Origin of the sequence: Thiorhodovibrio litoralis (assembly GCF_033954455.1) — a bacterium.
Classification (GTDB): Bacteria; Pseudomonadota; Gammaproteobacteria; order Chromatiales; family Chromatiaceae; genus Thiorhodovibrio; species Thiorhodovibrio litoralis.
This window is the reverse complement of the sequence record NZ_CP121473.1, coordinates 1,606,577-1,631,688: the sequence shown is the minus strand read 5'-3', so window position 1 is coordinate 1,631,688 and position 25,112 is coordinate 1,606,577. Positions and strand designations below refer to the sequence as shown.

The window sequence follows — 25,112 nt, the reverse complement described above, 5'->3', positions numbered from 1 at the left end:
TGTCGGGATCACCCGCAACTTAGCAAAATTCTAATGGAGACGAGCAAAGATGAAGAAGCTGAATCAATCTGTGTGTTTTGGTGCCTTGGCCTTGTGCGGCAGCCTGGCGCTGGCAATGCCTGGCGGCCCTCCGGGTGGCGGTCAGTTCCCAGCCGAGGCTGACCTGGATGGCGATGGCAGCGTGACGCGTGATGAAATGGAACTCTACCGCGCCAATTCCTTCGACACCGCCGATGCCAACGGCGACGGACTTCTGAGCCTGGCTGAACTGGAAGCCTATGAAGAGGCTGAGCGTGCCACGCAGCAGAGCGAGGCTTTTTCTAGGCTGGATGCCGACGGTGACGGAATGGTCACTGAGGACGAGTTTGTCAACGGTGCTCCAGAGACCGGGGCCGATGTCGCCGCAAGGCTTTATACGCTCGCCGTCGGCGATGCGGCTGGCCTGAGTAGCGAGACACTGGCAGCCATGCGGGGGCCTGAAGGGATGGTACTGCATCAGTTCGCAACCCTGGACACCAATGGTGACAACGGCCTGTCGCTTGAGGAATTTCTAGCACCGCCCGCAGGTCGGGGGCCTGGCGAAGGACGCCAGCCACCAGCTCCAGGGCGCTGAACCAGGCGACAGTCGATCTGATCCCGTCAAGCAGACACGAAAACGCCGCAGGCATCGCCTGCGGCGAAGGTGTTTCCGCCTGATGCGTCGGGATTCGACAACGCATCCTTCAGACCCAAATCGGCAACGACCCCCAATCTCTGGCTGTTTCCAGGATAATGGCGAGAGAGCAAAATTTCTTTTTTTCCCGCAACTCTCACTGATTCATGATACGGGCTGGCCGGTATCATAAGCGTCAGAAACCACTCGATCACGAAACTTCACGGTTTCTTCGCAATCTCTCCAGATCAACTTCCAGATTGCTTGCCAGACTGTGCGTACTGAAAAGGCAAACTCTGTGGAGAAACCGCGCATGTCCAATCTGCAATCGACCCTGACAAAATCCCTGATCCTGTCCACCAGCGCCTGTGTGATCATGGCTGTAGCGCCTGCTGCTGGCGCGCAAACAGCCTCTAACAGCCTCAGCCGACCCGTCTGGCAAAAACTGGCTGCGGCCTGCAACGGCCTTGGCGATGGCTCATCCTGCTCTTTCAATAGCCGCTGGGGTGTTCTCGACGGCAATTGCACGCACCCCGAGCAGGCCCCGCGCCTGCTGGCCTGCATGCCGACCGGGCTGGAACAAGACCAGGCCTATCCGATCGTCGATACCGGTCAGGACCAGTGTTTTTCCGATCAGCAGGCCATCGCCTGTCCAGAAGCAGGCGGCATCTTTTACGGCCAGGATGCACACTATGTCGGTCATCAACCGAGCTTCACCGATAATGGCGACGGTACCGTCACCGACAATGTCACCGGTTTGGTCTGGCAGCAAAGCCCGGACACCAATGGCGATGGCGTCATCACCGCAGCGGACAAGTTCAATCAAGCCGATGCCGCGAGCTATTGCGAGAATCTAACCCTGGCCGGGCGCAGCGACTGGCGACTGCCCGACATCAAAACCCTGTATTCACTCATCGACTTTCGCGGTATCGACCCCGACGCGCAGTCGACCGACACCAGCGGGCTCCAACCTTTCATCAATACCGGTTACTTCGACTTTGCCTATGGCGATCTGAGCGCTGGCGAGCGCATCATCGACATCCAATACGCCTCCAGCACCCTCTATGTCAGCCCCACGCCCAGCGGGCGCATGTTCGGTGTGAATTTTGCCGACGGGCGCATTAAAGGGTACGACCTGATCGCACCGATTGGCGAGAAAACCTTCGCGGTCATGTGCGTGCGCGATGCCGTCAACTATGGCCAGAACGACTTCATCGAAAATGTCGATGGCACCATCTGGGATCGCGCCACCGGACTGATGTGGTCGCAGACCGACAGCGGCAGCGACTACCCCAACGGCATGAACTGGGAGCAAGCGCTCGACTGGGTGCAATGGCGCAACGCCAGCGGCTATCTGGGCTACAGCGACTGGCGCCTGCCGAACGTCAAGGAACTGCAAAGTCTGGTCGACTACACACGCTCACCAGACACCACCGCCAGTGCAGCCATCGACCCGCTGTTCGAGGTCACGCCCATGGTGAACGAGGCCGGGGCGCAGGACTATCCCAACTTCTGGTCCGGCACCACGCACTTAAACTCGAGCCCAGTCCCGGCGACCCACGCCGCCTATGTCGCCTTTGGCCGTGCCATGGGCTACATGAACGGTCACTGGGTGGATGTGCATGGCGCTGGCGCTCAGCGCAGCGACCCGAAAGCCGGCGACCCGGCGGCCTACCCCACCGGCCGCGGTCCTCAGGGCGATGCCGTGCATATCTATAACGCCGTGCGCCTGGTGCGGGATGCTCAAGGCTCGTGACCGCCTGTTTCGGTGGATCTACTCGATGCGATCGACAGGTTCCGGCCGCTGCGCCTTGGCAGCGACTGAATGACGGCTCTGCCCTCCTACCCGGGCAATGCTGACAATTTCCTGCGCGATCGCTTCCGGCGACAGGATGAAATCGATACACCCGCTCGCGATGGCGCTCTCCGGCATGTCTGGCTGCACGGCTGTGTCGGGCGCCTGCGCGATGGTGATGCCCCCGATGTCTTTGATCCCACAAAGCGCCTCGGCCCCATCGCCATCGTAGCCAGAGACGATGACCGCGATCAGTTGGCCATCCCAGTTCTGGGTGAGTGACCGCAGAAAAACCGTGATCACATCTGGCCATCCGCGCGGTTTTGAGATTGGCTTGAGCCGGAACACGCCATCGAGCACATGCAAATCCCGCTGTGGCGGGATGATGAAGACCTTGTTGGGCGCAATGAGCAGGCGTTCTGTGATCAGTTCCACCGGCATTTTGGTGTGGGAGGGAAGAATCTCGTGGAGATGGGTCGCGACGGTTCTCAGGTGATTCACAATCACGATCGCAACCCCCGTGTTAGTCGGCAAATGCTCGAGCAATCGGAGATAGGCGTCGAGGCCGCCGGCAGAACCGCCGACACAGACGATCGGGAAATCGGTCGCGGCAGAGTTTGTGTTCATGAGCGCCCCTCGGTTGCAGATAATCTCAGTTCACTCCCCCTTCTTACCATGTTTTCGATGCTCTGGTGTTTCGCTGTCCTTGGCGGTCGCGGACATCGACACCTCCTCGGGCGCTTATGTGCGGCAGCGCACCGACAACCGCAGCAATAGCGCCTATAAGAGACGAATCGCAATGGTTCAGTGGGGCGCTGCCAGATAAGCGTTTTAGCCCTTGCGATTTCAATCGGACCCGATAACGGCTTGCGCCGCATGACGCGCAAGCATCAGGAGCCGGCATGGGCCATAGCAAGAATCAGACCCCGGATCAGAGCCCTCCATCCGCCAATCGCGGCCTGGTGGTTGCGGTGCGCGGCAGCGTGGTGGATCTGCGCTTTGAGACGGATCTGCCCGCGATCTATCGGCTGCTGCGCGCGGTCTCGGATGGTCAGATCCAGATTGAAATACTGGCGCAGTTGGATGACCATCATGTGCGCGGCATCGCTCTGACACCGACGCAGGGGCTGGCGCGCGGCATGTGGGTGGAGGACAGCGGCGGGCCGCTGATGGCGCCGGTAGGACAAGGCATTCTCGGGCGCATGTTCGACGTGTTCGGCAACGCCATCGACCGCCAGCCGGCGCCCGAGGATATCCAATGGCGTTCGGTGCATCGCGCCCCGCCAGCGCTCGCGCGGCGTTCCACCCAGTCCGAAGTCTTCGAGACCGGGATCAAGCTCATCGACGTGCTGGTGCCGCTGGAGCGCGGCGGCAAGGCGGGGCTCTTCGGCGGGGCCGGCGTCGGCAAGACGGTGCTGCTCACCGAGATGATCCACAACATGATTGGGCACCACGCTGGCGTCAGTCTCTTTTGCGGCATTGGCGAGCGCTGTCGCGAAGGCGAGGAACTCTATCGCGAGATGAAGGACGCCGGCGTCCTGCCGAACATGGTGATGGTCTTCGGCCAGATGAACGAGCCGCCGGGCAGCCGCTTTCGCGTGGGCCATGCCGCGCTGACGATGGCCGAGTATTTTCGCGACGACGAGCAGCGCGACGTGCTGCTGCTGATCGACAACATCTTCCGCTTCATCCAGGCCGGCATGGAGGTCTCCGGGCTCATGGGGCAGATGCCTTCGCGCCTGGGCTATCAGCCGACCATGGGCACCGAGTTGTCGAGCTTGGAAGAGCGCATCGCCAACACCGATGCCGGGGCCATCACCTCCATTCAGGCGGTCTATGTACCGGCGGACGATTTCACCGACCCGGCGGCGGTGCATACCTTCTCCCATCTTTCCGCGTCCATTGTGCTGTCGCGTAAGCGGGCCGGTGAAGGCTTGTATCCGGCCATCGACCCGCTGCAATCGAGCTCGCGCATGGCCACGCCGGGCATTGTCGGTGAGCGGCATTACGCCTTGGCGCAGGAGATCCGCCGCACCCTGGCGCAATACGCGGAGCTGAAAGACATTATTGCGATGCTTGGCCTGGAACAACTGTCGCCGGACGACCGCAAGCTGGTCGCTCGTGCCCGCCGGCTGGAGCGTTTTCTCACTCAGCCCTTTTTCACCACCGAGCGCTTCACCGGCCTCACAGGCAAGCTTGTCAGCCTCGCCGACGCGCTCGATGGTTGCGAGCGCATCCTAACCCATATTTAACAACTGGTCACAGAATTATCTTGATTTTCAGCAGGATAAGTGTACACAGATGTCCGTTATGGCACTACATTTGCGATTTTGCCGCCGGTGCTGCTCATTCAGATCAAAGTCAGCTGTTGTCCACCCGGGCGATCACTCACGCCCAAGGCATCGTAAATGGCTTGCTGGCGCGGCTCCGCCCTTGTGGCTTTGCGAATATGCAGGGTGCGCCCATCGTCGCGCTTGAGCTCAACCGTGACGCGATCTTGCCCATCGAGCTCACGGCGGATGCCCTCCCAGCTCAGATGAATGCCAGCGGCTTTCAGCTGCAAGCGCAGGGTATGAACCAGATGGTAGGCTAGTACCGAGATGAACAGGTGCGCGCTAACCCGGTCGGTTTTATGGTGATAGACTGGGCGCAGGCCGAGTTCCGACTTCAGGGAGCGAAACACCGCTTCCAGATCGGTGAGCATGACAAAGGTGTGCCATAGGCGCGCTTCATCCCATTCGGTTTGATTCGTGCGTAGGCAATAGACACCGGGCAAGGTGTCATCGACCGGGGTGATCCGCGACCATCGGATGGCCTTGGCCTTTTTCCCTTTCTCATCGGGGTCGACGCTGATCTCGTAGTAGCGCGCGGCACGCGGATATTTCTGCTTCAGCCGCCCGATGCGCTCGATGACTTTCTCAAAGCGCTTGACGGTGCCTGGCTTGTGCAACCCATCGGCGAGTTGCTGCAGGGCCTGCTCGAAGCGTTGCGCGAAGCGATCGGCAATGCCGCGATCTTTGAGCTCACGTTGGCTGGAGTGACAATACAGCTCGACTTCGTTGGTTTCTTTCTTGACTACCCGCTGGGCGCGGATGGTCAGTGGGCCGTCTTCTTTGATCAAACAGGCCGCCTCGGGATCGAACTGCAGATGTCGCTTTCGGCTGACCACGACATAGCGGTAGCCCTGCGCCACCAGCCAGGCGATGTTCTCCTCGGTGGCAATGCCGGCATCGAGCACCACCGTCGGTGGGGTGCGTTGTTGCTCGGGCGTCAAGGCACGCAGCATTTTTGCCAGCGTCTCGGCTTCCACGGCGTTCCCAGCGAACACCTCGCTGCGTTTGGGAAAGCCACTGGCATCGAGCGTCAGCGCCAGGGTGACCAGCGGGCAGTCGCTGCGCTTTTCTTTCGAACGGCCAAAGGCGGCGTTGGCGTTATGCTTGGCGCTGCCCTCGAAATAGGTATTGGTCAGGTCGTAGAGCGTAATCACTTCATCAAGTTCGAACAGATCGCGCTCGCGGGCATACAGGAAGGACTCCAATGCCGGTTTGTGGGCGAGCAGCCGATCGGTGATGCGGTAGAGCGCCATCAGATCCAGGTCGGCGAAATCAACGTCGATCAACTCGCCCAGGGCGCTGCGCTGTTGCAACCACTGATGGGTCGCCAACTCGCTACCCGGCACCACCATGCGACCGATCACATTGCCGATGGCCGCCGCGCGTTGCGGGCCGCTGAAGCCCAAAGCCGTGAGTTTTTCATCCAAGCCCATCTGCCCCCAGGCGGCCAAGGCGACATGCTCGACCGCGACACTGCGCGGGCGCACCACATCGACTGTCTCGACATCGACCCGTTGGAAGTTGGGCGCGCTCCCCTCGGAGGGATCCTCCCCCGCGCGGGCGCGAATCACCTGCGCCGCCAACTGTTGCGCCAGCGGCTCCCAACGGGCATCGAGGTCAATGAACAGCTCCGACTGCCCGCCCACCAAGGCCTCAATGCGCCGTGCCAAGGCCGGCCATTGCCCGCGCGGGACCTCGAAGTGACGGCCGAGATTCAGCACCGTGCGCTGGCGCACCCGCCCGGCTTCGCGCACCGACTCCACCAGCCGATAGGTGAAGTACGGCTGACCAGTGCGTCGGCTCTTGATGGTGGTGCGGCGAATGTACATGCACGCATGCTCCGCTGCGCGGGCGCGCGCGTCAATGGGGCTCCGTAATATTATGGCACTACATTTGGGTCGCCAGTTTCAAGTCACTGATCCGGCAGGATATTATTTTCTCTCCAGAGAAAACTTCAATGACTTACGCCGATTTTCGGCGTGGAAATGTTAAATATGGGCTGATATGTTTTGACCTGTCAATGTTTGGTAGTAACTATTGTTTAACCACCTCTTCTTCTTTGTCTTTTTTCGAAAACGTTGTTCTCGGGCCGGTGATGGCAAACACCTTGGCTCAGGGCACCCAGCGGCAGACTGCGACGGTGGATCATGCTGATATACGTGGATTGGGTACCACCGGACTTCACTGCGTCGCGGAGCTGGCCTTTCTCTAAGAGCAGGGATCGGCACGTGGGATGCCCATGATGGGATTCTCCCGCGCACCACCGGTATAGCCCAAACAAGGGTTCTCCACACCGGCCGCGGATGCCCTGAATCAAGGTGTCTGTTGGGTTCTCCATGGTTGAATCGATTGGGGTTGCGTCAGCGGGTTGTCAGCATTGGCTCAACATGCGGCCACTGATCAGACCGCTTGGGCGTTCACTTGAGGCATCTCCTGGCGCACGATGTCCCAGAGAAAACCGGCCAGCTCCCGGGCAATGGCCACGCACACCAGCTTGGTGTTTTTGCCGGCACCGGTGAGCGTGCGGTAGCGCCCGCACAGGCGCACCTGCGCCTTCCAGGCGATGCGTCTGGCCCCGGCTGAGGCGTTCACGGCCTTGCCTCGGAGATGCTTGGTCTGGCGTGCCGGGAAGCGATAGCTCCAGGCCGATTCGATCAACATGCGCCGGGCGTGGCTGTTGCCGGTGAGCGTAATCGCCCCTTGGCGCCGCCGTCCGCCACTGGAGTGCTCGCTGGGGACCAGTCCGAGGAAGGCCATCAGTTGGCGCGGGGAGTCGAAACGACTGATATCGCCCAGTTCAGCGAGCAGCACGATCGCGGCGAGCTTGTCGATACCGCGCAGCGCCACCAGGGAGTCAACCACGGGGGCAAGTGACCACTCCGGCAATGCGCGCATGAGCTGATCGGTGAGCTGAGCGACGCGCTCACCGGCGGCCCGCTCAGCGTCGATGTAGTTCTGTAGCACCACCTGCTGCCAAGGATCGGCCATTTTCAGTCCGGCCAGCCAGTTCTCATGCGCCGCACCCCAGCGCGTCTTGCCGGTGGGCCAGTGGTGACCGTGACGCAGCAAAAAGGCGTTGAGCTGCTGACGGGCTTTGCGTTCCTGGGCTTTAATATCATCGCGCGCGCGGCTGAGATCGCGCATGCGCTCCTGCTCTTGGTCGGGAACCCAAACCGCGGTGAGATCGCCGCTGCGCAGCAGTCGCGCGAGCTTCAGCGCATCGCGCCGGTCGGTCTTGATGCGCTCGGCGGCTTTCTTGGGAATCAGCGATGGGGCAACGACTTGGCAATCATGGCCGCTGGCGAGAAGCTGGCGATAGAGTCCATACCCGCAGGGACCGGCTTCGTAGCAGAACAACAGCACCGCTCCATCATAGGCTTCGCTCAGACGGGCGATGAGTTGCTCGATCTTCTTGGGCTTGTTAGCAATCTCGCCACGATAAATCGGCTCCTGACGTCCCGGCTCAGCCACCGCCACGGCGATGGTGTCTTTGTGCACATCCAGGCCAATATAGGCGCCGTGCTTGTGTTCCGGCTGGTTACTCCCGTGCAGCAAGGCGGATAGGGACGATGCGCTCTCGATGCGATCGGTTGCTGGGTTAAACTGCTTCATGACCTGCTCTCCTCAAGGTGGCTCTGTGTCGGTGGTTCTCCATCCTCAACATAACCTACATGCGTTGAGGATGGGCAGGTCAAAACATCATGTCTAAACGATGAATTCAAAGACGCCCCGGAGCGGGCGCTTTACATGATCGGGAACCTTGAGGAAGTGACGTTAAAGCCGGCATCGCCGGGACCCTGATGTCCTCTTTCCAGTAACGAACATGGCGGGAATGTTGTGAGTCTAGGGTGCGTCTGATAAGGCTTGAGTATTTGAGTATTTGAGTATTTGCGGACTGAAGGAATGACGGACTTAAGGCTTAAGTGCGGAACCGAACAGACTCGGACCGATGCCGTGGTTACAGTCTCGGATGAGTGCCATGACTAACAAAAGCACCAACACAGGTGATCACCATGAAAACATCTCTGGCCAGCAACAATTCGGCAGGCGAGCAATCGAGGAATCGGGTTTCACAATCTCCCTCGATCCCACCCGCTTCGAAGCCCGTTGCCCGCGACTCAAGCATGTCGAGGAACTCATCGCCATGCGCAGGAGTGTGTCCCTGAGATTGAAGCGGACAGGAAGAGAGACTGACCGCGTCATGCTTGAATCACTGGATAACCAATTAGCCTTGCATCGGATCGATATACCCACTGTTAAGCAATGGCTTACAAAAACCAACCGTTGAATGCCTGAGGAGCAAGTCATGTCCTTCATGCCGATGAATCTTGCGGTTCTTCTGCCCTTCCGGATTTTTTCGCATGCAACGCGCGTATTGCGCATCGTCGCGGAGACGCCGGACGGCTCCTTCGGACTCTTGCCCCATCGATTGGACTGTGTCACCGCGCTCACGCCGGGAATTCTCACCTACGAAACCGAGGCCGAGGGCGAGGTCTATCTGGCCGTGGATGAGGGGGTGTTGGTCAAAGCCGGCGCTGAGGTGCTGGTGTCCGTGCGCCGCGCGACCTGCGGCAGCGATCTCGATCAATTACGCGCGACCGTGGTGCAGGAGTTTCTGATTGTGAATGCGCGCAAGAACAACCTGCAAAGGGTAATGGCAAGAATGGAAGCCGGATTCATGCGCCGCTTCGTGAGCCTGCAACATGACCAATGACCCGAGCAAACAGACTCCGAACTTGGGGTCTGGTTCTGGCCCCGTCTCTGGCTCTGGCTCGGAACAGGCCTTTGCCAGTCAGGTCGGCGCCAAGGCGGCGCGTAAGCTTCATGCGCGGCGCAACCCCACGCCTGGGGTTTGGTTTGGCCTGGGCATGATGGGGCTGATCGGCTGGTCGGTGGTGGTGCCGACGCTACTCGGCGCGGGCCTGGGACTCTGGCTCGACAAGCAGCATCCAGGCACACATTCTTGGACTTTAGCGCTCTTGGTGGGCGGTCTCACGCTCGGCTGTTTCAATGCCTGGCATTGGGTTGCCAAGGAAGAACGGGCGATGCGGGCGGAGGATCAGGAAGATCCGGATGATCCCGATGGATGAAACGCTGAGCCCATTGCTGGAACTGGATCTGGAACTGGTGCAGTTCATGGTGCTGGCTGGGGTCGCTGGCCTGGCACTTGGCGCGATCTTCTTCGGTGGACTCTGGTGGACGCTGCGCAAAAGCCTCGAGTCCCCGCGCCCGGCGCTGTGGCTTCTGGGCAGCCTGCTGGTGCGTATGGGTGTGCTTCTGTTTGGTTTGTATCTGATCTCCGACGGCCATTGGGAGCCTTTGCTGGCCGCGCTGCTCGGCGTCATCGGCGCTCGGGCGTTGGTTCTGCGATGGACCCGGCCAGTTGATCAACCATCACCCAAGCAAGCAGCACCCAAGCAAGCAGCACCCAAGCAAGCAGCACCCAGTCAAGCCGCCGCCAATCAATCACCAAAGGGTCACGACGGAGACCGGACATGCGCCTAAGTCCCGATGAGATCGTTTTCTGGCAATACGGCATTATCCAGCTCAATGCGACCATCGTCTTCACCTGGGCGCTGATGCTCGTGCTGGTGATTGGCTCCATTCTGGTGACGCGCAAACTCTCCCGCGACCTCACCCGTTCGCGCTGGCAGAACCTGCTGGAAATCCTCGTCACCGGCATTGAGCAACAGATCACGGAGGTCGGGCTGCACGACGCGCGGACCTATCTCGGCTTTCTCGGCACCCTGTTCCTGTTCGTCGCCGCCGCCGCCCTGGCCACCATCATTCCAGGCTATGAGCCGCCGACCGGCTCGCTCTCGACCACGACGGCGCTGGCGCTGTGTGTGCTGGTGGCTGTACCCGTTTTTGGCATCGCGGACCAGGGACTCGGCGGCTACCTCAAGTCCTACATGGAGCCGACCTTCATGATGCTGCCGTTCAATATCATCAGCGAGGTCTCCCGCACTCTGGCCCTAGCGGTGCGGCTCTTCGGCAACATGATGAGCGGGGCGATGATCATCGCCATCCTGCTCACCATCACGCCCTTTATCTTTCCGATCCTCATGACGGCGCTCGGCCTGCTCACCGGCATGGTGCAGGCGTACATCTTCAGCATCCTGGCAGCCGTCTATATTGCGGCCGCCACGCAGACACGAAAGCCAAAGGCAGCACCCAACCCGTGAGATCACTCATGCAAGCAACCGAGGACCTATCATGGACAGTTTAGCGCTGATCGCGGTGATCTCGATCGTCATGGCCGGCCTCACCACCGGCTTCGGTACCATGGGACCAGCCCTTGCAGAAGGCCGAGCGGTAGCGACCGCACTGACGGCCCTGGCGCAGCAGCCTGACGCCTCGGCCACCATCACCCGCACCCTGTTCGTCGGTCTGGCGATGATCGAGTCCACGGCCATCTACTGCTTCGTGGTCTCGATGATCCTGATCTTCGCCAACCCCTTCTGGAACCTCGCCATTGCCCAGGTCGCCGGGAACTAAGTCATGCTCATCGACTGGTTCACCGTCGGCGCGCAGGTGCTTAACTTTTTTGGTTCTAGTGTGGCTGCTCAAGCGCTTTCTGTACAAGCCAATTCTCGACGCTATCGACGCGCGCGAGCAGCGCATCGCGGCAGAGTTGGCGGACGCCGATGAAAAACGCGCCGAGGCCCAGCAGGAGCGCGAGACCTTTCAGCAGAAGAACCAAGAGTTCGACCAGCAACGCGCGGCGCGCCTGGCCCAAGCCATTGATGAGGCAAAGACCGAACGCCAGCGCCTGCTCGATGAAGCCCGGCAAGCTGCCGACGCCTTGCGTGCCAAGCGACAAGTTGCGCTGCGACAGGAGTCCGAACAGCTTAATCAGGCCCTAATGAACCGAACTCAGCAGGAGGTCTTCGCGATTGCGCGCAAGACGCTGACGGATCTGGCCGGGACAGGGCTGGAGGAGCGTCTAGTTGATGTGTTCATCAAGCGCTTGGAGTCTTTGGATGAAGATCGGCTCGCCGTGTTGACCAAGGCGCAGAAGACAGCGACCGACCCCGCACGCGTGCGCAGTGCCTTTGATCTGAGCGCTGATCAGCGCGCGGCGATTCAGAGCGCACTGAACAAGACATTTGCAACTGAGATTCCGGTTCGATTTGAGACTTCGCCTGACTTGATCAGCGGGATCGAGCTGAGCACGAATGGGCAAAGGATCGCTTGGAGTATTGCGGAGTATCTGAAGTCGCTGGAGCAGGAGGTTGGGGAGTTGCTGAAGGCAAAGGATCAATCCGATATCGAGCCAAAAGCCGCGCAACCCGCACCCGACGCAGCGCATCCATGAGCGCCGCACCCGAGCCTCTACAATCGGTCTTCGATCAAAGCTTCAGCGCCATCGCCCGGGCGAGAGACGCCTTCACGCCGCAACTCGCCCCTCACGAAATCGGCACCGTCGCCAGCGTCTCCACGGGCATCGCCAAGGTCTCCGGCCTGCCGGGCATCGGCTTCGAGGAGCTGCTCGCCTTTCCCGGCGATGTGTTCGGTATCGCCTTCAACCTGGACCCGGACGAGATCGGCGTGGTCCTACTCGGCGACTACTGGCAACTGCACGCTGGCGATGCGGTGGAGCGCACCGGTCGGGTCATGGACGTGGCGGTCGGCGAGGGTCTGCTGGGGCGCGTCATCGACCCGCTCGGCCGACCGCTTGATGGCTTGGGGTCTCTCAACGCCAGCCAACGCCTGCCGATTGAGCGTCCCGCCACTCCCATCATGGACCGCGCGCCCGTCACTGTGCCCTTGCAGACGGGGCTGAAGGTCATCGACGCGCTCATCCCCATCGGGCGCGGCCAGCGCGAGCTGATCCTGGGTGATCGCCAGACGGGCAAGACGGCCATTGCGATCGATACCATTCTCAACCAGCGCGGCCAGGATGTGCTGTGCGTCTATTGCGCCATTGGTCAGCGGGCGTCTGCGATTGCCAAGACGCTGGCGACTTTCCGGGAACAGGGCGCGCTGGACTACACCCTGGTGGTCGTAACCGAGGGCAACGACTCGCCGGGGCTGACTTACATCGCCCCCTATGCCGCGACCAGCATCGCCGAGCATTTCATGGAGCAGGGCCGCGATGTGCTGATCGTCTATGACGACCTCACCCACCATGCCCGCGCCTATCGCGAGCTGTCGCTGCTGCTGCGCCGCCCGCCCGGTCGCGAGGCCTTCCCCGGCGATATCTTCTACATCCACTCGCGCCTGCTAGAGCGTGCCACCCACCTGCGCGAAGACCTTGGCGGCGGCTCGCTCACCGCGCTGCCCATCATCGAGACCGAGGCGCAGAACCTCTCGGCCTACATCCCGACCAATCTGATCTCCATCACCGACGGACAGATCTACCTCTCGCCGTCGCTGTTTGAATTAGGCGTATTGCCTGCGGTCGATGTCGGCCAGTCCGTCTCGCGCGTTGGCGGCAAGGCGCAGCGGGCACCCTACCGCGCGGTGGCGGGCGATCTGAAACTGGCCTATGCGCAATTCGAGGAGCTTGAAACCTTTGCCCGCTTCGGCGCCCGCGTGGATGAAGACACCCAAGAACGCATCGCGCATGGGCGACGCATCCGCGCCTGTCTCAAGCAGCCGGAATTTGCGCCGGTGTCCATGCCCGCGCAGATCACCATTCTGCTGGCTCTGACCGCCGGACTTTTTGACACCGTGCCGCTTGAGCAAATGCCCGATGCCGAGCGTGCGGTGCAAGACGCGGCGGCGATGATCCCGGAGGATCTGATTGAACGCTTGGTGAGCGGCGATTCCCTGAGCGATGAGGATCGTCAGATCATCGTGGAGATCGGGCGCGAGGCGCTTGCCGGATTCCAGCCCGAGTCCCAATCCCAGTCCCAATCCGTGCCCGAGCGCCAGCCCGAATCGCAGCCGAACTCGGAGCCTGACGTGGAGCCCAAACTCGGCGGATCGCCTAAACCAGCCCCATCAGCAGAGAAGCGCCAAGCATGATCACCAAACTCCAGCATGCTTGGCAATCGATGCGCTCGAGCTTCTGGTTCGTCCCCGCCCTGATGGTCGTGGATGCGGTGGTGCTGGCCATTGTCCTCATCACCCTGGACACCAGCATCGATCTGCATCTGGCGGCGCGCTGGCCGCTGATCTTTGGCACCGGCGCGGCGGGTGCGCGCGGGCTGCTGACGACCGTGGCCAGCTCCATGATCACCGTGGCGGGACTGGTGTTCTCGATCACCCTGGTGGCCCTGTCGCTCACATCAAGCCAGTACAGCTCGCGTGTGATTCGCAACTTCATGCGCGACCGCGTCAATCAGTGGGTGCTTGGCGTCTTTCTCGGCATTTTCGCCTACTGCCTGGTGGTCCTGCGGACGATTCGCGAAGGTGGGGCGAGCGAGTTCGTCCCTTCGCTCGCGGTCTTGACTGGCCTGCTGCTCGCCTTCGTCGGCCTCGGGGTGCTGATTCACTTTATCCACCATATCGCGACCTCGATCCAGGCATCGAGCATCGTCGCCAAGGCCGCACTAGAGACTTTGGCGGCCGTGGATAAGCTGTTTCCGCCGTCGCCAGAAGAGCGCGATCAGGACGGCGAGGATGACGATGGACGCGTGGGCGAGAACAAGGAAAATGGCAATCAGAAAAAAGGCAATCACGAAGACGGTGAAGGGGGCTGCAACGGAGGCAAGGACGAAGACGGCGATCAAGCACTGGATGACGACCTGACGGACAGGCTCGCCAGACAGCCCTGGTCTCCCGTCCCGGCGCGCAAAACCGGCTACATCGAGCGCGTCAACCCGGACGCGCTGCTGGATGTCGCCCGCAGCCTGGACAGCATCCTACGCATGGAGCATGGCGTCGGTGACTTCGTCGTCGAGGACACACCGCTAGTCTCGCTGCTCGACCCGGCTGATTTGAACGAGACAACGACGGACAAGCTGAACGCGGCTTTCGTGATCAGCCGCCAGCGCACGGTGGAGCAGGATGTCGCCTTCGGCATCCGCCAGATCGTCGACATCGCCCTGAAGGCGCTGTCACCCGGCATCAATGACACCACCACGGCGGTGATGTGCGTCGACTACCTGGCGGCGATTATGACCCGGCTGGCGGCGCGCCGGATTGGCACCGGGCACGGGCTGGATCAGGGCGTCGTGCGCGTCATCGCCTGCGGCCCGAGCTTCGAGAGCCTGCTGAGCGAGGCCTTTGATCAGATCCGTCAGGATGCCGAAACCAATGTCGCCATCCTGCTGCGGCTGCTCGGCGCACTGGAAACCATCGCCGATCTGACCGCCAGCCGGGACCGGCGCTGGCTGCTGCGAGAAAAGGTGGAGGAGATCGCCGAGGCCGCCGAGCGCAACATTGTCGCGCCGCACGATCGGACCCATCTGGCACGTCGGCTAACGCAGGCGCGCGCAGAGCTCGACCGGCGACGGAGCGCCTCGTGAGTGACACCACCGCCAGCCTGCGCCGCCAGATCAACAGTGCCGGAGACCTCCAATCCGTTGTGCGCACCATGAAGTCGCTAGCCGCATCCAGCATCCATCAGTACGAACAATCGGTGGATGCCCTGGTCGATTACGCGCGCACCGTCGAGCTGGGTCTGGGTGTCTGCTTCCGAGGCATCGGCAAGGCAGGCGGGCCGACGGACCCATCCGGGCAAACCGCTTCAGGCCCGATTGGCGCGGTCATCTTTGGCTCCGATCAGGGGCTGGTGGGCCAGTTCAATGATCAGGTGGCCGACCATGCCGTGCAGAAGCTGGCCGGACTGACGGTCTTGCAGCCTGACGTGCAGCTTGACGCATCGCCAGACGCACAAGCAAAGGCACAACCTGACGCAACGTTTGATGCACGGCCTGACGCAAAGAAGGATCAATCACCGAGCCAACCCCAGGTTTGGGCGGTCGGCGAGCGCGTGCAGGCCCGCTTGGCGGACGCCGGTCTGGCAGTGGTCGGCCAGTTCGCCGTGCCCAGCTCGGTCGAGGCCATCACCACGCTGGTCGGGGAGATTCTGGTCGAAATCGAGGCGCACCAGCGTCAGGGCGAATTCGGCGCACTTTACCTGTTCTACAACAGACCCAGCTCCGGCGCCGTCTACGCGCCCGTCGACCAGCGCCTGCTGCCTCTGGACGCGCCCTGGCGGCACGCGCTTGCCGATGCCCCCTGGCCGACGAACAATCTGCCCGAGGTGATCGGGGGCGATAGTGACAGCAATACCGGCACCCTGCGAGCGCTCATCCGCGAATACCTCTTTGTCTCCATCTTTCGCGCCTGCGCCGAATCCCTGGCCAGCGAAAACGCCAGCCGCCTCGCCGCCATGCAACGCGCTGACAAGAATATCGACGAGCTGCTCGACACACTCAACGCCAGCTTCCACCGCCTGCGCCAGAGCGGCATCGACGAGGAGCTCTTCGATGTGATCGCCGGCTTCGAGGCGCTCTCCGAACCACGGCGGTCAGCGCAAAGCTCATGACTGGCGGCGCGATGAGGCCCGGTTGCAACCGTTGGTGGGCCAGCGACTGGTGCGGCACGCGGACGGATGACCGCGCAAGACCCAACTACGGCGCCGCCCAGCAGGTACTTGCTTTATAACCTGAAGCTTTACAAGCAATTCACGGTTTTCGTATGTGCCAGCAAACAAGTTCTGTCGGCGCTTGATGAGAACCTCCCTGGGCCGTTCTGCCAGCCAAGCGCAGACCGTGCGATGCTGAGTCCGTTACCGAGTCAACCCCTACTGGCTGAGCGCGGATGGCGGAGTGCTGCGCCAAAGCAGCCGCTCGAATCCCAGTGCCACCACGGCATGGGTGTGCAGGCGCAGCCGCCCGCCGTAGGCCTGTTCGAGTCCCTGGCGGTGGCGGACAAGCTGGGCTTCGGCCTCGTCGAGCAGGGCGGCGACCTGGGGCCGTGCGCTGAGTTCTTCGCGCGATAGCTGCCGCAGGCGCTCTGCGCTTTCCCCGAGATCCTGAAGACTCAGGTACTTGAACTCCAACAGATGATCGAGCAGCGCGAAGCGGCGCATCTCCTCGCGCACCATCAGTGACAGATCGGCATGGCCGCGCGCAATGGCGGTTTCCGAGTCCATGACGTAGAAGATGTCGGCGAACAAGGCTACCAGAAACACAGTCTTGACGGTCAGCTCGTTCGACCAGCGATAGTCGCGATTATCGAACACCCGCAGATGGTTGGTTTCCAGCACCTCGACGAGCGGGCCAAGGTCGCCGTTGGTGTAGAAACTTTCGGCGGCGGCGCGCAGGCTTTCGCGCTCGAGATACTCGGGGAACAGCTGATCGCGGAACTTTTCGACATACAGCTTGCGGATGACCAGATTGGGTACATCCAGCACCAGTCGCCCCATGGCGTCCTGATCCTTGAGGGTGAGCGCGCCAAGAAAATACAGCAGCGAGCCAAGAAAGGGCGCGTCCCTGGGCGCGCAGCGCAGATCCTCGACCCCAAAGCGGTGCGCCAGACTGGCGATCACCGGCGGATGCTCGGGATCAAGCGCGGCGCCGATCAACTCCTGCCCATGCGGCTGACGGGCGACGAAGTCGATGCGGTTACGATCCATCGCTAGGTTGTTGTCGAGCATCTCCCGGGGCGGCTGCCCGGCAGAGGCCAGCGCATCGAAGAAATACAACGCCAGGGTCGGGTTGTAGAGACCGGGGCCGGGTTCGTAGCCAAAGCGATAGCCGTTGTACCAGGTGCGCATGGTTGCCAGCATGCGTGGCGACCACTCTGGGGCGCGCTGCTGCTCGGCAGCGAGTTGATCCAGCACGGCGGTGATTTCGGATTCCGTGAATCCGCACAGATCGACAAAGCGGGCATCGAGACTGATGTCTTTCGAGACATTGTAGCCGCTGGAAATATCCGCCAGCACCACTGGCGAGACCCCGGTGATGAACACCCGGTCGATGCCTTGACCAGAGGCTAAGGACTTGACGGCCTTGAACAGGGTTTTCAGCAGACCTTCTCCGGAGACCAAGGCCTCATAATCCGCGTGCCGCCCCTGCATCAGTTCGTTGGCGAAGTTGTCGTATTCGTCGATCAAGAGATACAGATCATGCCCTTGGGCACGGGCGGCACTGACGGCGGATTCCAAGGCCACCAGCCCGTTCTCTGGTTGCAGACTCAGCGACCACCGGCCCAGATGGTCGCGATAGCGAGCAAAAAACGCGCGCGCCCGACTATTGAGGTGATCGTGCAAGGCTTGGCGAATCTCCGCCAGACTGCCGCTGGCATCGACCATGGAGAAATCCCAGCGCAGCACGAAGTATTGATTGCGCCGCGCGGTGGGGTCGCGACCAATGGCAAGCGAAGCGAACAGGGCGTCGAATTCCCCGGCACGGGCCAGATCGTAATAGTTCTCCAGCGTGGTCAGCCAGGCGGTTTTGCCGAAGCGGCGCGGGCGCAACAACAGAAGCTGCTCGCCGGCGTTTTCCAGCGTGCGAATGTGCGCGGTACGATCTGCGTAGTAATAGCCGTCGGTGATGATTTTGTGAAAGTCCGCCGTGCCGTAGGGAAATTTCATGGCGATACGGTCTCTTTCCGGGTGATGGCGGCTGGGTCGTCCTGCCGGTCAAGGGGCGCCGTCTATAGGTTACCCCACAAAGCCCTTGCCTGCCCTTGCCTGCGGGCATCAGGGAAACCTCCATGCGCTGATCGGGAGCTTTACTATTTCAATCGCTCTGCGCGCCAGCGAACATAGAGCCCGCATGGCGATCATTATGCTTTCTACCTGATCCTCTGGAGTTACCCTGGAAAGCCTGCCGCATATTTTTCGATCCACTCGACAGCCGCCTCTTCACTGGTGAGCTCGCGTCCTTCGGTTTCGCGGATGCGGCGGACATAGTGTTCAATATGGCACAGTTGCTCAACCATGCGCACACTGTATTCCGCCTCGACACCATTGAAACGCACTCCAACTTCGTGCTCGTTTCCCTGTGTGCGACACCAGGCAACGATGCCATCGGCTTTGAATTCCGGCTGCACAATTGGGATTTCGATATGGATATTGGCGCCAATCGGAACGGCGCTGTGCGAACGAAAGCAGAGGCCGCCGTGACCAATATTGCGGAGATAGTCGTTGCGATCGGCCACTAAGTCCCCAAGGCGGTAGACAATGGGGATATCCGATGGATGACGGAGATATTGGCGCATAATCAATCGACCTGTAGGCGATGCCGTTGCCAGGGTTGAAGCTGCACTTGATCCGCGCGGCGCTGTCTCAGCAACAATAAGCCGGCGGTCGCATAGATTACCGCACCTGGATGGCGAGTGGCTCGACGAAACCCTAATGACCTGCCGGGTAACCTGCCGGCTCGATTTGGATGACACAGATGATCAATCGCTTCGAAGGATGACAACGCTGCCTCGGTCGCACGCGATCACCTTGCCGCACCGCCTGTCGCGCACTCGGGGTGCGCTTCGCCTTGGATGACTTTGGCTCGCGCTATGCGTCGCTCGCTTACTTCCGCCGTTTGCAAATCGACGTGCTGAAGATCAATCAGAGCTTCGTGCAGGATATGCTCGGCGATGCCGAGGACCGGGAGATTGTCGAGAGCGTCGCGCTGGAGGAAAAGACAGCCGAGCTGACACAATAATCCACGCATCAAAACAGAAGGGAGAAGACCATGCTGATTAAATTTGAAACCAAAGCCTATGCCAGCATCACCATGTTCGGCGATATCGCCGTGACACTCATCAAGCTGATGGGGCATAGCGGCAAAGTGCCCGGCGCCCTGGTTGCTGAGGATGTGCCCGCCGCACTCGCCCACCTCAAGGCCGCCGTCGAGGCGCGACCCGATCAGCCCCTGGACCCCGCCAGCGGGCAGGCGAAGGATGGGGACGAAGGCCCGCATGTCAGTCTGGCCCATCGGGCACTACCGCTGATCGAACTGCTCACGGCTGCTGCGGCGCAGCAGGAAAATGTCATGTGGGATGTCTGAGCGTGATGAGGCGACTATCCCTGGTGCTCGATGGTCTCGCGCAGGGCGGCATTGATGCGCGTCTGGTCTATGTTCTATAGCTCTGCATCCGCGAGCCCGACCAGGATGTCGAACTGAACCGCCGTGCCGCGCCCCGGCGCGCTTTCAATGCCAACGGCCCCATCCATCAGTTTGACGAGCCGCTTGACGATAGAAAGCCCCAGGCCAGTTCCTTGGAATTTTCGGGTGAGCGAGCCGTCCGCTTGTGCGAAAGGTTCAAAAAGGTCGTTGATTTGCTCCTCGGGGATGCCGATGCCGGTGTCTGTGACGGTGAACCCCAGACGCAGGCGATGGGGAAGGGACTTCTCGAGGACGCGCACCTCGATGCGAACGCCGCCTTCATCGGTGAATTTAACCGCGTTGCCGACAAGATTAAAGAGCACCTGGCGCAATCGGGCCATGTCCCCGACGACTTCATTTGGCACATCCGCAGCGATCCGGTAGTCAAGCGCAATATCCTTGCTCCGCGTTTGTGTGGTGAAGGTGAGAACCAGCGCTTTGAGCAGGGAATCAATTCCAAACGGGGCGAGAGTCAGGTCGAGCTTTCCGGCCTCGACCTTGGAGAAGTCGAGAATGTCATTGATGACGGTCAGCAGACTGCGCGAGGACTCCAGTGCGATATTGGCATACTCGGAGGATTCCGCATCCAGTCCCGAGTCCTCAAGCAGCTGTAACATGCCCATGACCCCGTTGAGCGGAGTGCGAATCTCATGGCTCATGTTGGCCAGGAACTCGGACTTTGCCCGGCTGGCAGCTTCGGCTCTTTCCTTGGCGTGTTCGAGTTGCTTTTCGGCCAGGCTGCGGGCAACGATCTCACCGATGAGTCGGGCAGAAGTAGCAAGCCGCGACTTGGCCTCATTGAGAATGAATTGCGGCCGGTGTTGGTATTGAGCCGCCAGGGTCCTGAGTTCAACGATTGGAACCCGGTAGGTTTTAGCCAGCTGCTCCAGGGCTTCCTCGTCCGTGGGAGGGGAGCCATAGCCGAAGTTGATCGCTCCGACAATCTCATTCCCCGCGCGGATCGGGACGGCGTACAACCCAATGCCGCCATGGCAGACAATGTCCGTCGGCTCGCCGGTCTCAATGGCCACCTTGGACGCATCGGTCCAGCAGGACTCATGGCACAGCCACTTGCCGCTGGCCATGGCTTGCGTATTGTCCTGACAGTCGCACAAGTCTCGCGAGGCCTGGTCCAGACGCTTGCACCAGCCGGATGAGAAGAGTCCGAGCGCACAGTCGCCGTTCTTTTCATAAACGACCGAGGAGGTTTCCAACAGGACCATGTAGTCATTGGCAATCTTGTACAGGATGTCCACCCCCACCCCATCGAGAATGACACGGCAGCTGTTTAACACGGCAAGGTCGCCATAGTCCTGAGTCGGCAGAGTTCGCACGGCGTCTGGTTTTTTGTCGAGCATCCACTCGATGGTCTGGAGCGCTTCTTCGGCCCGCCTGTTGTCGAGCAGCGAGAGGACGCCCGAGGTGAAGGCGTGCACCATCTCGACATCTTCTTGGGTGTATTTCCCCTGCTTATTGGAGACGGCGGACAGCGCGATCACCTTGCCATCGCGGAGGATGGGCACGGAGATCAGATTCGAGAGCGGCACATGACCTTGAGGCAGCCCCTTCTTTCTCGGGTGCTCCAGGCTCAGGTCATTGAAGATGCTTGGCTTTCGATCAACAACGGCTTGCGCCCACAGCCCAGCCTGGTGGATGGGAAAATGGATGGGCTTGTCCTCGACCGTGCATGAGGGCATGGCGCTCTTGGACCAGGCATGAATGGCGAAATCGCTTTCGTCTTCGTTCAGGAACCCGAAAAAGGCAAACTGGCTCCCGGTCATCCGCTGGATTTCCTCAAGCACCAGATCGCAGAGTTCTTTGTGTGTCGCCTCGGTGTGCTTGGCGATATTCCACAGGGACTGAAGATGGTTCTTGAGTTTGACCGACTCCTTCTCGGCCTGCTTGCGCTCAGTGATGTCCTCGGAGAGGATTTGCACACCAAATTTGGTGCCATGCTCGTCAACAACAGGCTGATAGGCCGACTGGAACCACATGTCTCCATCAGGAAGCGAAACGTGGTCGAAGTATTCCTGGGCCGCGTTGTCGTCGTAGGCCTGGCGGATTCGGCGCAGAGACGCATCAATATTCTCTGAAGCGAACTCCCGAAGGTTGCGACCGACATAGTCGTCCGGGCTGCCGCCGAGCAAAGCGGCTCCGGCCGTGTTGATGAAAATGAGCGTGCCGTCAGGCTCATAGAGAGCGAGCGGAGCGCTCAGATTGTTGAGCAAATACAGGTGGAATCCGCCACAAGACGCGCTTGCTAAAACCCGCCCGCCGGTGTGCTCTGGTTGCCCGAGGCGAGGGTCCTTGGCCTCGTTTGGGTTGCGCGGCATCGCCGGCCTCCTCTTGAATGGTCTTGAAAATCAACCGGACACCTTACGGGAGCGCCATGACGGCCAGCAGCCCTGTTCATACTTGCAGCACATGCTTGCAGCAAGAGATCTCTGTTGGAGTCCGCTTGAACCCCAATGGCTGCAGAAAGGTGGGGGTAGGAACTTTCGTCCATCCTGAAGGTTTACCCTCAATCACATGGATTCAGCCGCTGGGGTGGCCGGGACCATGAGCGTCAGGATGGGCGCCGAGAAGGGAGGTTAACGGGAGCGGTTACTGGGGTCAACGCGCAAAGAAGCGGCTGATACACCAGTTTCAAGAGCTGATCTGATCCATGGCGGCAGTGCGTTCACGCAAAGCAGCTTAGGGCCTGGAAACAGGCACCCGGTTCAGCAGTCACCCGGAAGCCGCGTTAGGGGGAACGCGTTGTTCAGGGCGCTTTCGGTCAAGCGGCTGCTCGACCAGGTGCCTGTTTTTGCGCCGCGTATCGCAGGGTTCCAAGGGCCGTCCGTTGTCATGGTCCAGAGCATGGACCAGTGCGGCTTCGTTTTCACCCATGGAATGCACTGCGATTCCGTCTAACGCGCGTCGAGCTTCCAGGAGAACTCGGGACCGAACGGCCTCGCTTCGAGACAGGGGCGCGATCGGTTGAGGGCTTGGCAGGGAGTAATCAATCAAACTTGGCCAGTTCGGCCTCGGCTTGGAGCCAATCGTCCATCTCGTGGCCGGTTTCGAAGCCTCGCTGTTCGGCCTTGAGGTAGGCGAGCTCTGCGACTTTTTCGTCTTTTGCAGGTCGGTCGTAGCGGGGCGGGTCGATGTTGGCTGTTGTTTTGGTGCTTGTGCGTTTTCTGGGAGTGGTAGTTGTCGTCATGGGGGTTGCCTCTGCTGGATGGATTCGCGGTCGCGTATTACGTTATCCGCAGTTGCTGCAGCACTCCGGCTCGCACCGGACGGGTCTTAACGCGAGACTGACAGCGGGTGAGGTAGACCATGCGGGCCGGTTTGCCGCTCTGTCCATGTCTCTCGCAGTGAGATTGAATTATCCATACTCAAGCGGGCTGTGTTGATCGGGGAAACACCTATTCGGGGATCGGGGTATCAGGTTACGCGCATCATCGACACACCACTGACATTTCCATGAGGACGCTGCGCCATGATGAATCAGTCTTTCCCCCATGCCATCGTCAGTGGAAAGCCGGAACCGCCCGGCAACCTTTGTGCGCTACCGTACAGATAGCGGCCCTGATCCTTGATGCGGGATACTTGATTCACCCCGGCCGCCCAAGTCAGATTCCGCATCGACTGCAGCTCATAGGGGAGCGACTACTCATGGACATCACACCCACCCCCGCGTTCCCAAGACAAAATCATCTGCTCGAGGCCCTGCCCTTCTGCGAATTCGAGCGCCTGCGCACTCAAATGGAGCTGGTCCCACTGCCTCTCGGCAAAGCACTCTACGAGTCGGGAGAGCAGTTGAGCCATGTCTATTTTCCCACCAACGCGATCGTCTCCCTGCTGTATGTCATGAGGGATGGCGCCTCCGCTGAGATCGCCGTGGTCGGCAACGAAGGCGTCGTCGGCGTCGCCTTATTCATGGGCAGCGACACCATGCCGAATCGGGCCGTGGTGCAGAGCGCCGGCCACGCCTATCGCCTGAAAGGTCGACTGCTCAAGCAGGAATTTTCCCGCAACGGCGGGCGCCGCCACGGTGCATTGCAGCCGCTGCTGCTGCGCTACACCATGGCACTCCTCGCCCAGATGGCGCAGACCGCTGTCTGCAATCGCCACCATACCATCGACCAGCAACTCTGCCGCTGGCTGCTGCTCAGTCTCGACCGACTGGCCTCGAGCGAACTGTGCATGACCCAGGAGCTGATCGCCAACATGCTGGGCGTGCGGCGCGAGGGCGTGACCGAGGCCGCCGGGCGATTGCAGAAAGCGGGACTGATTCACTACAGCCGGGGCCATATCAGCTTGCTGGATCGCCCGGGCCTGGAGGCGCGGGCGTGCGAATGCTACCAAGTGGTCAAAAAAGAGTTCCAACGCCTGCTTCCGGCTGGAGCCACGCAAAATCGGCACAGCACATTTCATGGCCCCGCGGATGTTGCCGCAAACCGCATTTCACGCTCGAGGCTTGTTCACTCAAACTGGGGAGGTCGCTGGGAGGCCGCATGCAAGCCACCGAAAAGTTCAACAGCATCAGTCATCTGATCGGCGCGACCCTCGCGCTCATCGGTGGCGCGCTACTCATCACCCTGGCGGCAAAAAGAGGCGATGCCAGCGCAATTGTGAGCGTCAGCATCTACGCGGCCACCCTTCTTCTGCTGTACCTGATCTCTACCTTGTATCACAGTCTGAGCGGGCGGAAAAAACAGGTCTTCCGGGTACTCGACCACCAAGCCATTTATCTGCTGATCGCAGGAACCTACACGCCATTCGCGCTGGTCGGGCTCAAAGGTTCGCTCGGCTGGTGGATGTTTGGCACGATTTGGGCGCTTGCGGTGCTCGGCATTGTCCTCGACGCCCTGCCCCACCGAGGTCCGCGCGTGATCTCCATGATCATCTACCTCCTAATGGGCTGGCTCTGTGTGTTCGCGTTAAAGCCGGTGCTTGCAGCCCTGCCCCCCGTCGCCTTTCGCTGGCTGCTGGTGGGCGGCATCTTCTACACCTCGGGAATCCTTTTCTACGTGCTCGATCACCGGTATCCGGCGTGTCATGGCATCTGGCACCTGTTCGTACTCGCAGGCAGCATCAGCCACTATGTCGCGATTATGCTGCTGCTGTGATGGATGATGACCCAGGCCGACCCAACCTCGCCCTTCCCCATCAACTTGGACTGTTCAACTCCCAAGCCCAAGTTGACAGAAATTAACTGCAAAACCAGTTTGTTATCAATTACGATCTGGTTTTGGCTCATACATCGGAGCTGGGGCGGCTGGCGCCGGCTCATGCTTCGATGCTGTGCTGCAAGCCACGAGTCCGAGGAGCAT

General features: G+C 60.7%; 25 protein-coding genes and 1 pseudogene. 18 read left to right on the top strand and 8 right to left on the bottom strand.

From position 1 onward, the window contains the following. Positions 1–49: 49 nt before the first annotated feature. A complete protein-coding gene (locus Thiosp_RS07120) occupies positions 50–613 on the top strand; it encodes an EF-hand domain-containing protein (RefSeq protein WP_201067004.1) in 564 nt (187 codons plus the stop codon). A gap of 26 nt (positions 614–639) precedes the next feature. Here the strand turns inward: Thiosp_RS07120 and Thiosp_RS07115 are convergent, their stop codons facing one another. Next, on the bottom strand, positions 640–867 hold the full coding sequence (locus Thiosp_RS07115) for a hypothetical protein (protein WP_201067003.1): 228 nt from the start codon (positions 865–867) through the stop codon (positions 640–642). 98 nt (positions 868–965) lie between these two features. On the opposite strand from Thiosp_RS07115, the gene Thiosp_RS07110 reads away from it, so the two are divergent. Beyond that, positions 966–2,408 (top strand): Lcl C-terminal domain-containing protein, encoded by a 1,443-nt coding sequence (locus Thiosp_RS07110; RefSeq protein ID WP_201067002.1) that lies wholly within the window; start codon positions 966–968, stop codon positions 2,406–2,408. A gap of 18 nt (positions 2,409–2,426) precedes the next feature. Here the strand turns inward: Thiosp_RS07110 and Thiosp_RS07105 are convergent, their stop codons facing one another. Further along, the gene (locus Thiosp_RS07105; protein WP_201067001.1) at positions 2,427–3,074 is read right to left on the bottom strand and encodes a chemotaxis protein CheB; all 648 of its coding nucleotides are present in this window, start codon (positions 3,072–3,074) and stop codon (positions 2,427–2,429) included. A gap of 275 nt (positions 3,075–3,349) precedes the next feature. Between Thiosp_RS07105 and atpD the strand changes: the two genes are divergently transcribed. Beyond that, entirely contained in the window at positions 3,350–4,699 is a 1,350-nt protein-coding gene (atpD, locus tag Thiosp_RS07100; RefSeq protein ID WP_274607934.1) for a F0F1 ATP synthase subunit beta, read from the top strand. Positions 4,700–4,797: 98 nt separating this feature from the next. Here the strand turns inward: atpD and Thiosp_RS07095 are convergent, their stop codons facing one another. Beyond that, positions 4,798–6,609, bottom strand: coding sequence for an IS1634 family transposase (locus tag Thiosp_RS07095; protein WP_323696449.1), 1,812 nt, complete (start codon positions 6,607–6,609; stop codon positions 4,798–4,800). Positions 6,610–6,737: 128 nt separating this feature from the next. Here Thiosp_RS07095 and Thiosp_RS07090 point away from each other — a divergent pair, with 128 nt between their 5' ends. Beyond that, positions 6,738–6,992, top strand: a complete 255-nt coding sequence (locus Thiosp_RS07090; protein WP_323696719.1) for a hypothetical protein — start codon at positions 6,738–6,740, stop codon at positions 6,990–6,992. A gap of 188 nt (positions 6,993–7,180) precedes the next feature. Here the strand turns inward: Thiosp_RS07090 and Thiosp_RS07085 are convergent, their stop codons facing one another. Then, the gene (locus tag Thiosp_RS07085) at positions 7,181–8,392 is read right to left on the bottom strand and encodes an IS110 family RNA-guided transposase (protein ID WP_323696718.1); all 1,212 of its coding nucleotides are present in this window, start codon (positions 8,390–8,392) and stop codon (positions 7,181–7,183) included. Positions 8,393–8,759: 367 nt separating this feature from the next. On the opposite strand from Thiosp_RS07085, the gene Thiosp_RS07080 reads away from it, so the two are divergent. From Thiosp_RS07080 to Thiosp_RS07035, 10 genes are read left to right on the top strand one after another with little or no spacing between them, the layout of a single operon-like run. Then, the gene (locus tag Thiosp_RS07080) at positions 8,760–9,068 is read left to right on the top strand and encodes a hypothetical protein (RefSeq protein ID WP_201063538.1); all 309 of its coding nucleotides are present in this window, start codon (positions 8,760–8,762) and stop codon (positions 9,066–9,068) included. 18 nt (positions 9,069–9,086) lie between these two features. Continuing rightward, positions 9,087–9,494, top strand: a complete 408-nt coding sequence (locus Thiosp_RS07075; protein ID WP_201063558.1) for a F0F1 ATP synthase subunit epsilon — start codon at positions 9,087–9,089, stop codon at positions 9,492–9,494. Continuing rightward, positions 9,484–9,870, top strand: coding sequence for an AtpZ/AtpI family protein (locus Thiosp_RS07070; RefSeq protein WP_201063536.1), 387 nt, complete (start codon positions 9,484–9,486; stop codon positions 9,868–9,870). The genes Thiosp_RS07075 and Thiosp_RS07070 overlap by 11 nt, the downstream gene beginning before the upstream one ends. Further along, a complete protein-coding gene (locus Thiosp_RS07065) occupies positions 9,863–10,285 on the top strand; it encodes an ATP synthase subunit I (protein WP_242518242.1) in 423 nt (140 codons plus the stop codon). The genes Thiosp_RS07070 and Thiosp_RS07065 overlap by 8 nt, the downstream gene beginning before the upstream one ends. Further along, on the top strand, positions 10,276–10,965 hold the full coding sequence (locus Thiosp_RS07060; protein WP_201063533.1) for a F0F1 ATP synthase subunit A: 690 nt from the start codon (positions 10,276–10,278) through the stop codon (positions 10,963–10,965). The genes Thiosp_RS07065 and Thiosp_RS07060 overlap by 10 nt, the downstream gene beginning before the upstream one ends. 31 nt (positions 10,966–10,996) lie before the next feature. Then, on the top strand, positions 10,997–11,278 hold the full coding sequence (locus Thiosp_RS07055) for a F0F1 ATP synthase subunit C (RefSeq protein WP_201063532.1): 282 nt from the start codon (positions 10,997–10,999) through the stop codon (positions 11,276–11,278). A 58-nt stretch (positions 11,279–11,336) separates the two neighbouring features. Continuing rightward, a complete protein-coding gene (locus Thiosp_RS07050) occupies positions 11,337–12,098 on the top strand; it encodes a F0F1 ATP synthase subunit delta (protein ID WP_323697108.1) in 762 nt (253 codons plus the stop codon). Beyond that, on the top strand, positions 12,095–13,753 hold the full coding sequence (locus tag Thiosp_RS07045; protein WP_201063530.1) for an alternate F1F0 ATPase, F1 subunit alpha: 1,659 nt from the start codon (positions 12,095–12,097) through the stop codon (positions 13,751–13,753). The genes Thiosp_RS07050 and Thiosp_RS07045 overlap by 4 nt, the downstream gene beginning before the upstream one ends. Further along, complete coding sequence (locus Thiosp_RS07040) at positions 13,750–15,198, top strand: DUF2254 domain-containing protein (protein WP_201063528.1); 1,449 nt, start codon at positions 13,750–13,752, stop codon at positions 15,196–15,198. Before Thiosp_RS07045 ends, Thiosp_RS07040 begins: the two co-directional genes overlap by 4 nt. Further along, positions 15,195–16,223, top strand: a complete 1,029-nt coding sequence (locus tag Thiosp_RS07035; RefSeq protein WP_201063526.1) for a F0F1 ATP synthase subunit gamma — start codon at positions 15,195–15,197, stop codon at positions 16,221–16,223. Before Thiosp_RS07040 ends, Thiosp_RS07035 begins: the two co-directional genes overlap by 4 nt. Positions 16,224–16,481: 258 nt before the next feature. On the opposite strand, the gene Thiosp_RS07030 is transcribed toward Thiosp_RS07035, so the two are convergent. Both Thiosp_RS07030 and Thiosp_RS07025 read right to left on the bottom strand, forming a co-directional pair. Then, positions 16,482–18,275: an AAA family ATPase gene (locus Thiosp_RS07030; RefSeq protein WP_201063524.1), complete on the bottom strand. Its 1,794-nt coding sequence runs from the start codon at positions 18,273–18,275 to the stop codon at positions 16,482–16,484. Positions 18,276–18,496: 221 nt separating this feature from the next. Next, positions 18,497–18,904, bottom strand: coding sequence for a PilZ domain-containing protein (locus Thiosp_RS07025; protein ID WP_201063523.1), 408 nt, complete (start codon positions 18,902–18,904; stop codon positions 18,497–18,499). Between the two features lie 260 nt (positions 18,905–19,164). Between Thiosp_RS07025 and Thiosp_RS07020 the strand changes: the two genes are divergently transcribed. Both Thiosp_RS07020 and Thiosp_RS07015 read left to right on the top strand, forming a co-directional pair. Beyond that, positions 19,165–19,347, top strand: coding sequence for an EAL domain-containing protein (locus Thiosp_RS07020; protein WP_201063520.1), 183 nt, complete (start codon positions 19,165–19,167; stop codon positions 19,345–19,347). A 30-nt stretch (positions 19,348–19,377) separates the two neighbouring features. Beyond that, positions 19,378–19,692: a DUF1840 domain-containing protein gene (locus Thiosp_RS07015; RefSeq protein WP_201063518.1), complete on the top strand. Its 315-nt coding sequence runs from the start codon at positions 19,378–19,380 to the stop codon at positions 19,690–19,692. Between the two features lie 74 nt (positions 19,693–19,766). Here Thiosp_RS07015 and Thiosp_RS07010 read toward each other — a convergent pair whose 3' ends face one another. Both Thiosp_RS07010 and Thiosp_RS07005 read right to left on the bottom strand, forming a co-directional pair. After that, entirely contained in the window at positions 19,767–22,124 is a 2,358-nt protein-coding gene (locus Thiosp_RS07010; protein WP_201063516.1) for a GAF domain-containing protein, read from the bottom strand. A gap of 668 nt (positions 22,125–22,792) precedes the next feature. After that, positions 22,793–22,993, bottom strand: a complete 201-nt coding sequence (locus tag Thiosp_RS07005) for a DUF2934 domain-containing protein (RefSeq protein WP_201063515.1) — start codon at positions 22,991–22,993, stop codon at positions 22,793–22,795. Between the two features lie 458 nt (positions 22,994–23,451). On the opposite strand from Thiosp_RS07005, the pseudogene Thiosp_RS07000 reads away from it, so the two are divergent. Continuing rightward, positions 23,452–24,177, top strand: a pseudogene (locus Thiosp_RS07000) (Crp/Fnr family transcriptional regulator); the annotation flags it as partial. 116 nt (positions 24,178–24,293) lie between these two features. Further along, positions 24,294–24,908 carry a PAQR family membrane homeostasis protein TrhA gene (gene trhA, locus Thiosp_RS06995; protein ID WP_201063511.1) on the top strand — a complete coding sequence of 205 codons (615 nt, stop codon included), beginning with the start codon at positions 24,294–24,296 and terminating at the stop codon, positions 24,906–24,908. Positions 24,909–25,112: the final 204 nt, after the last annotated feature.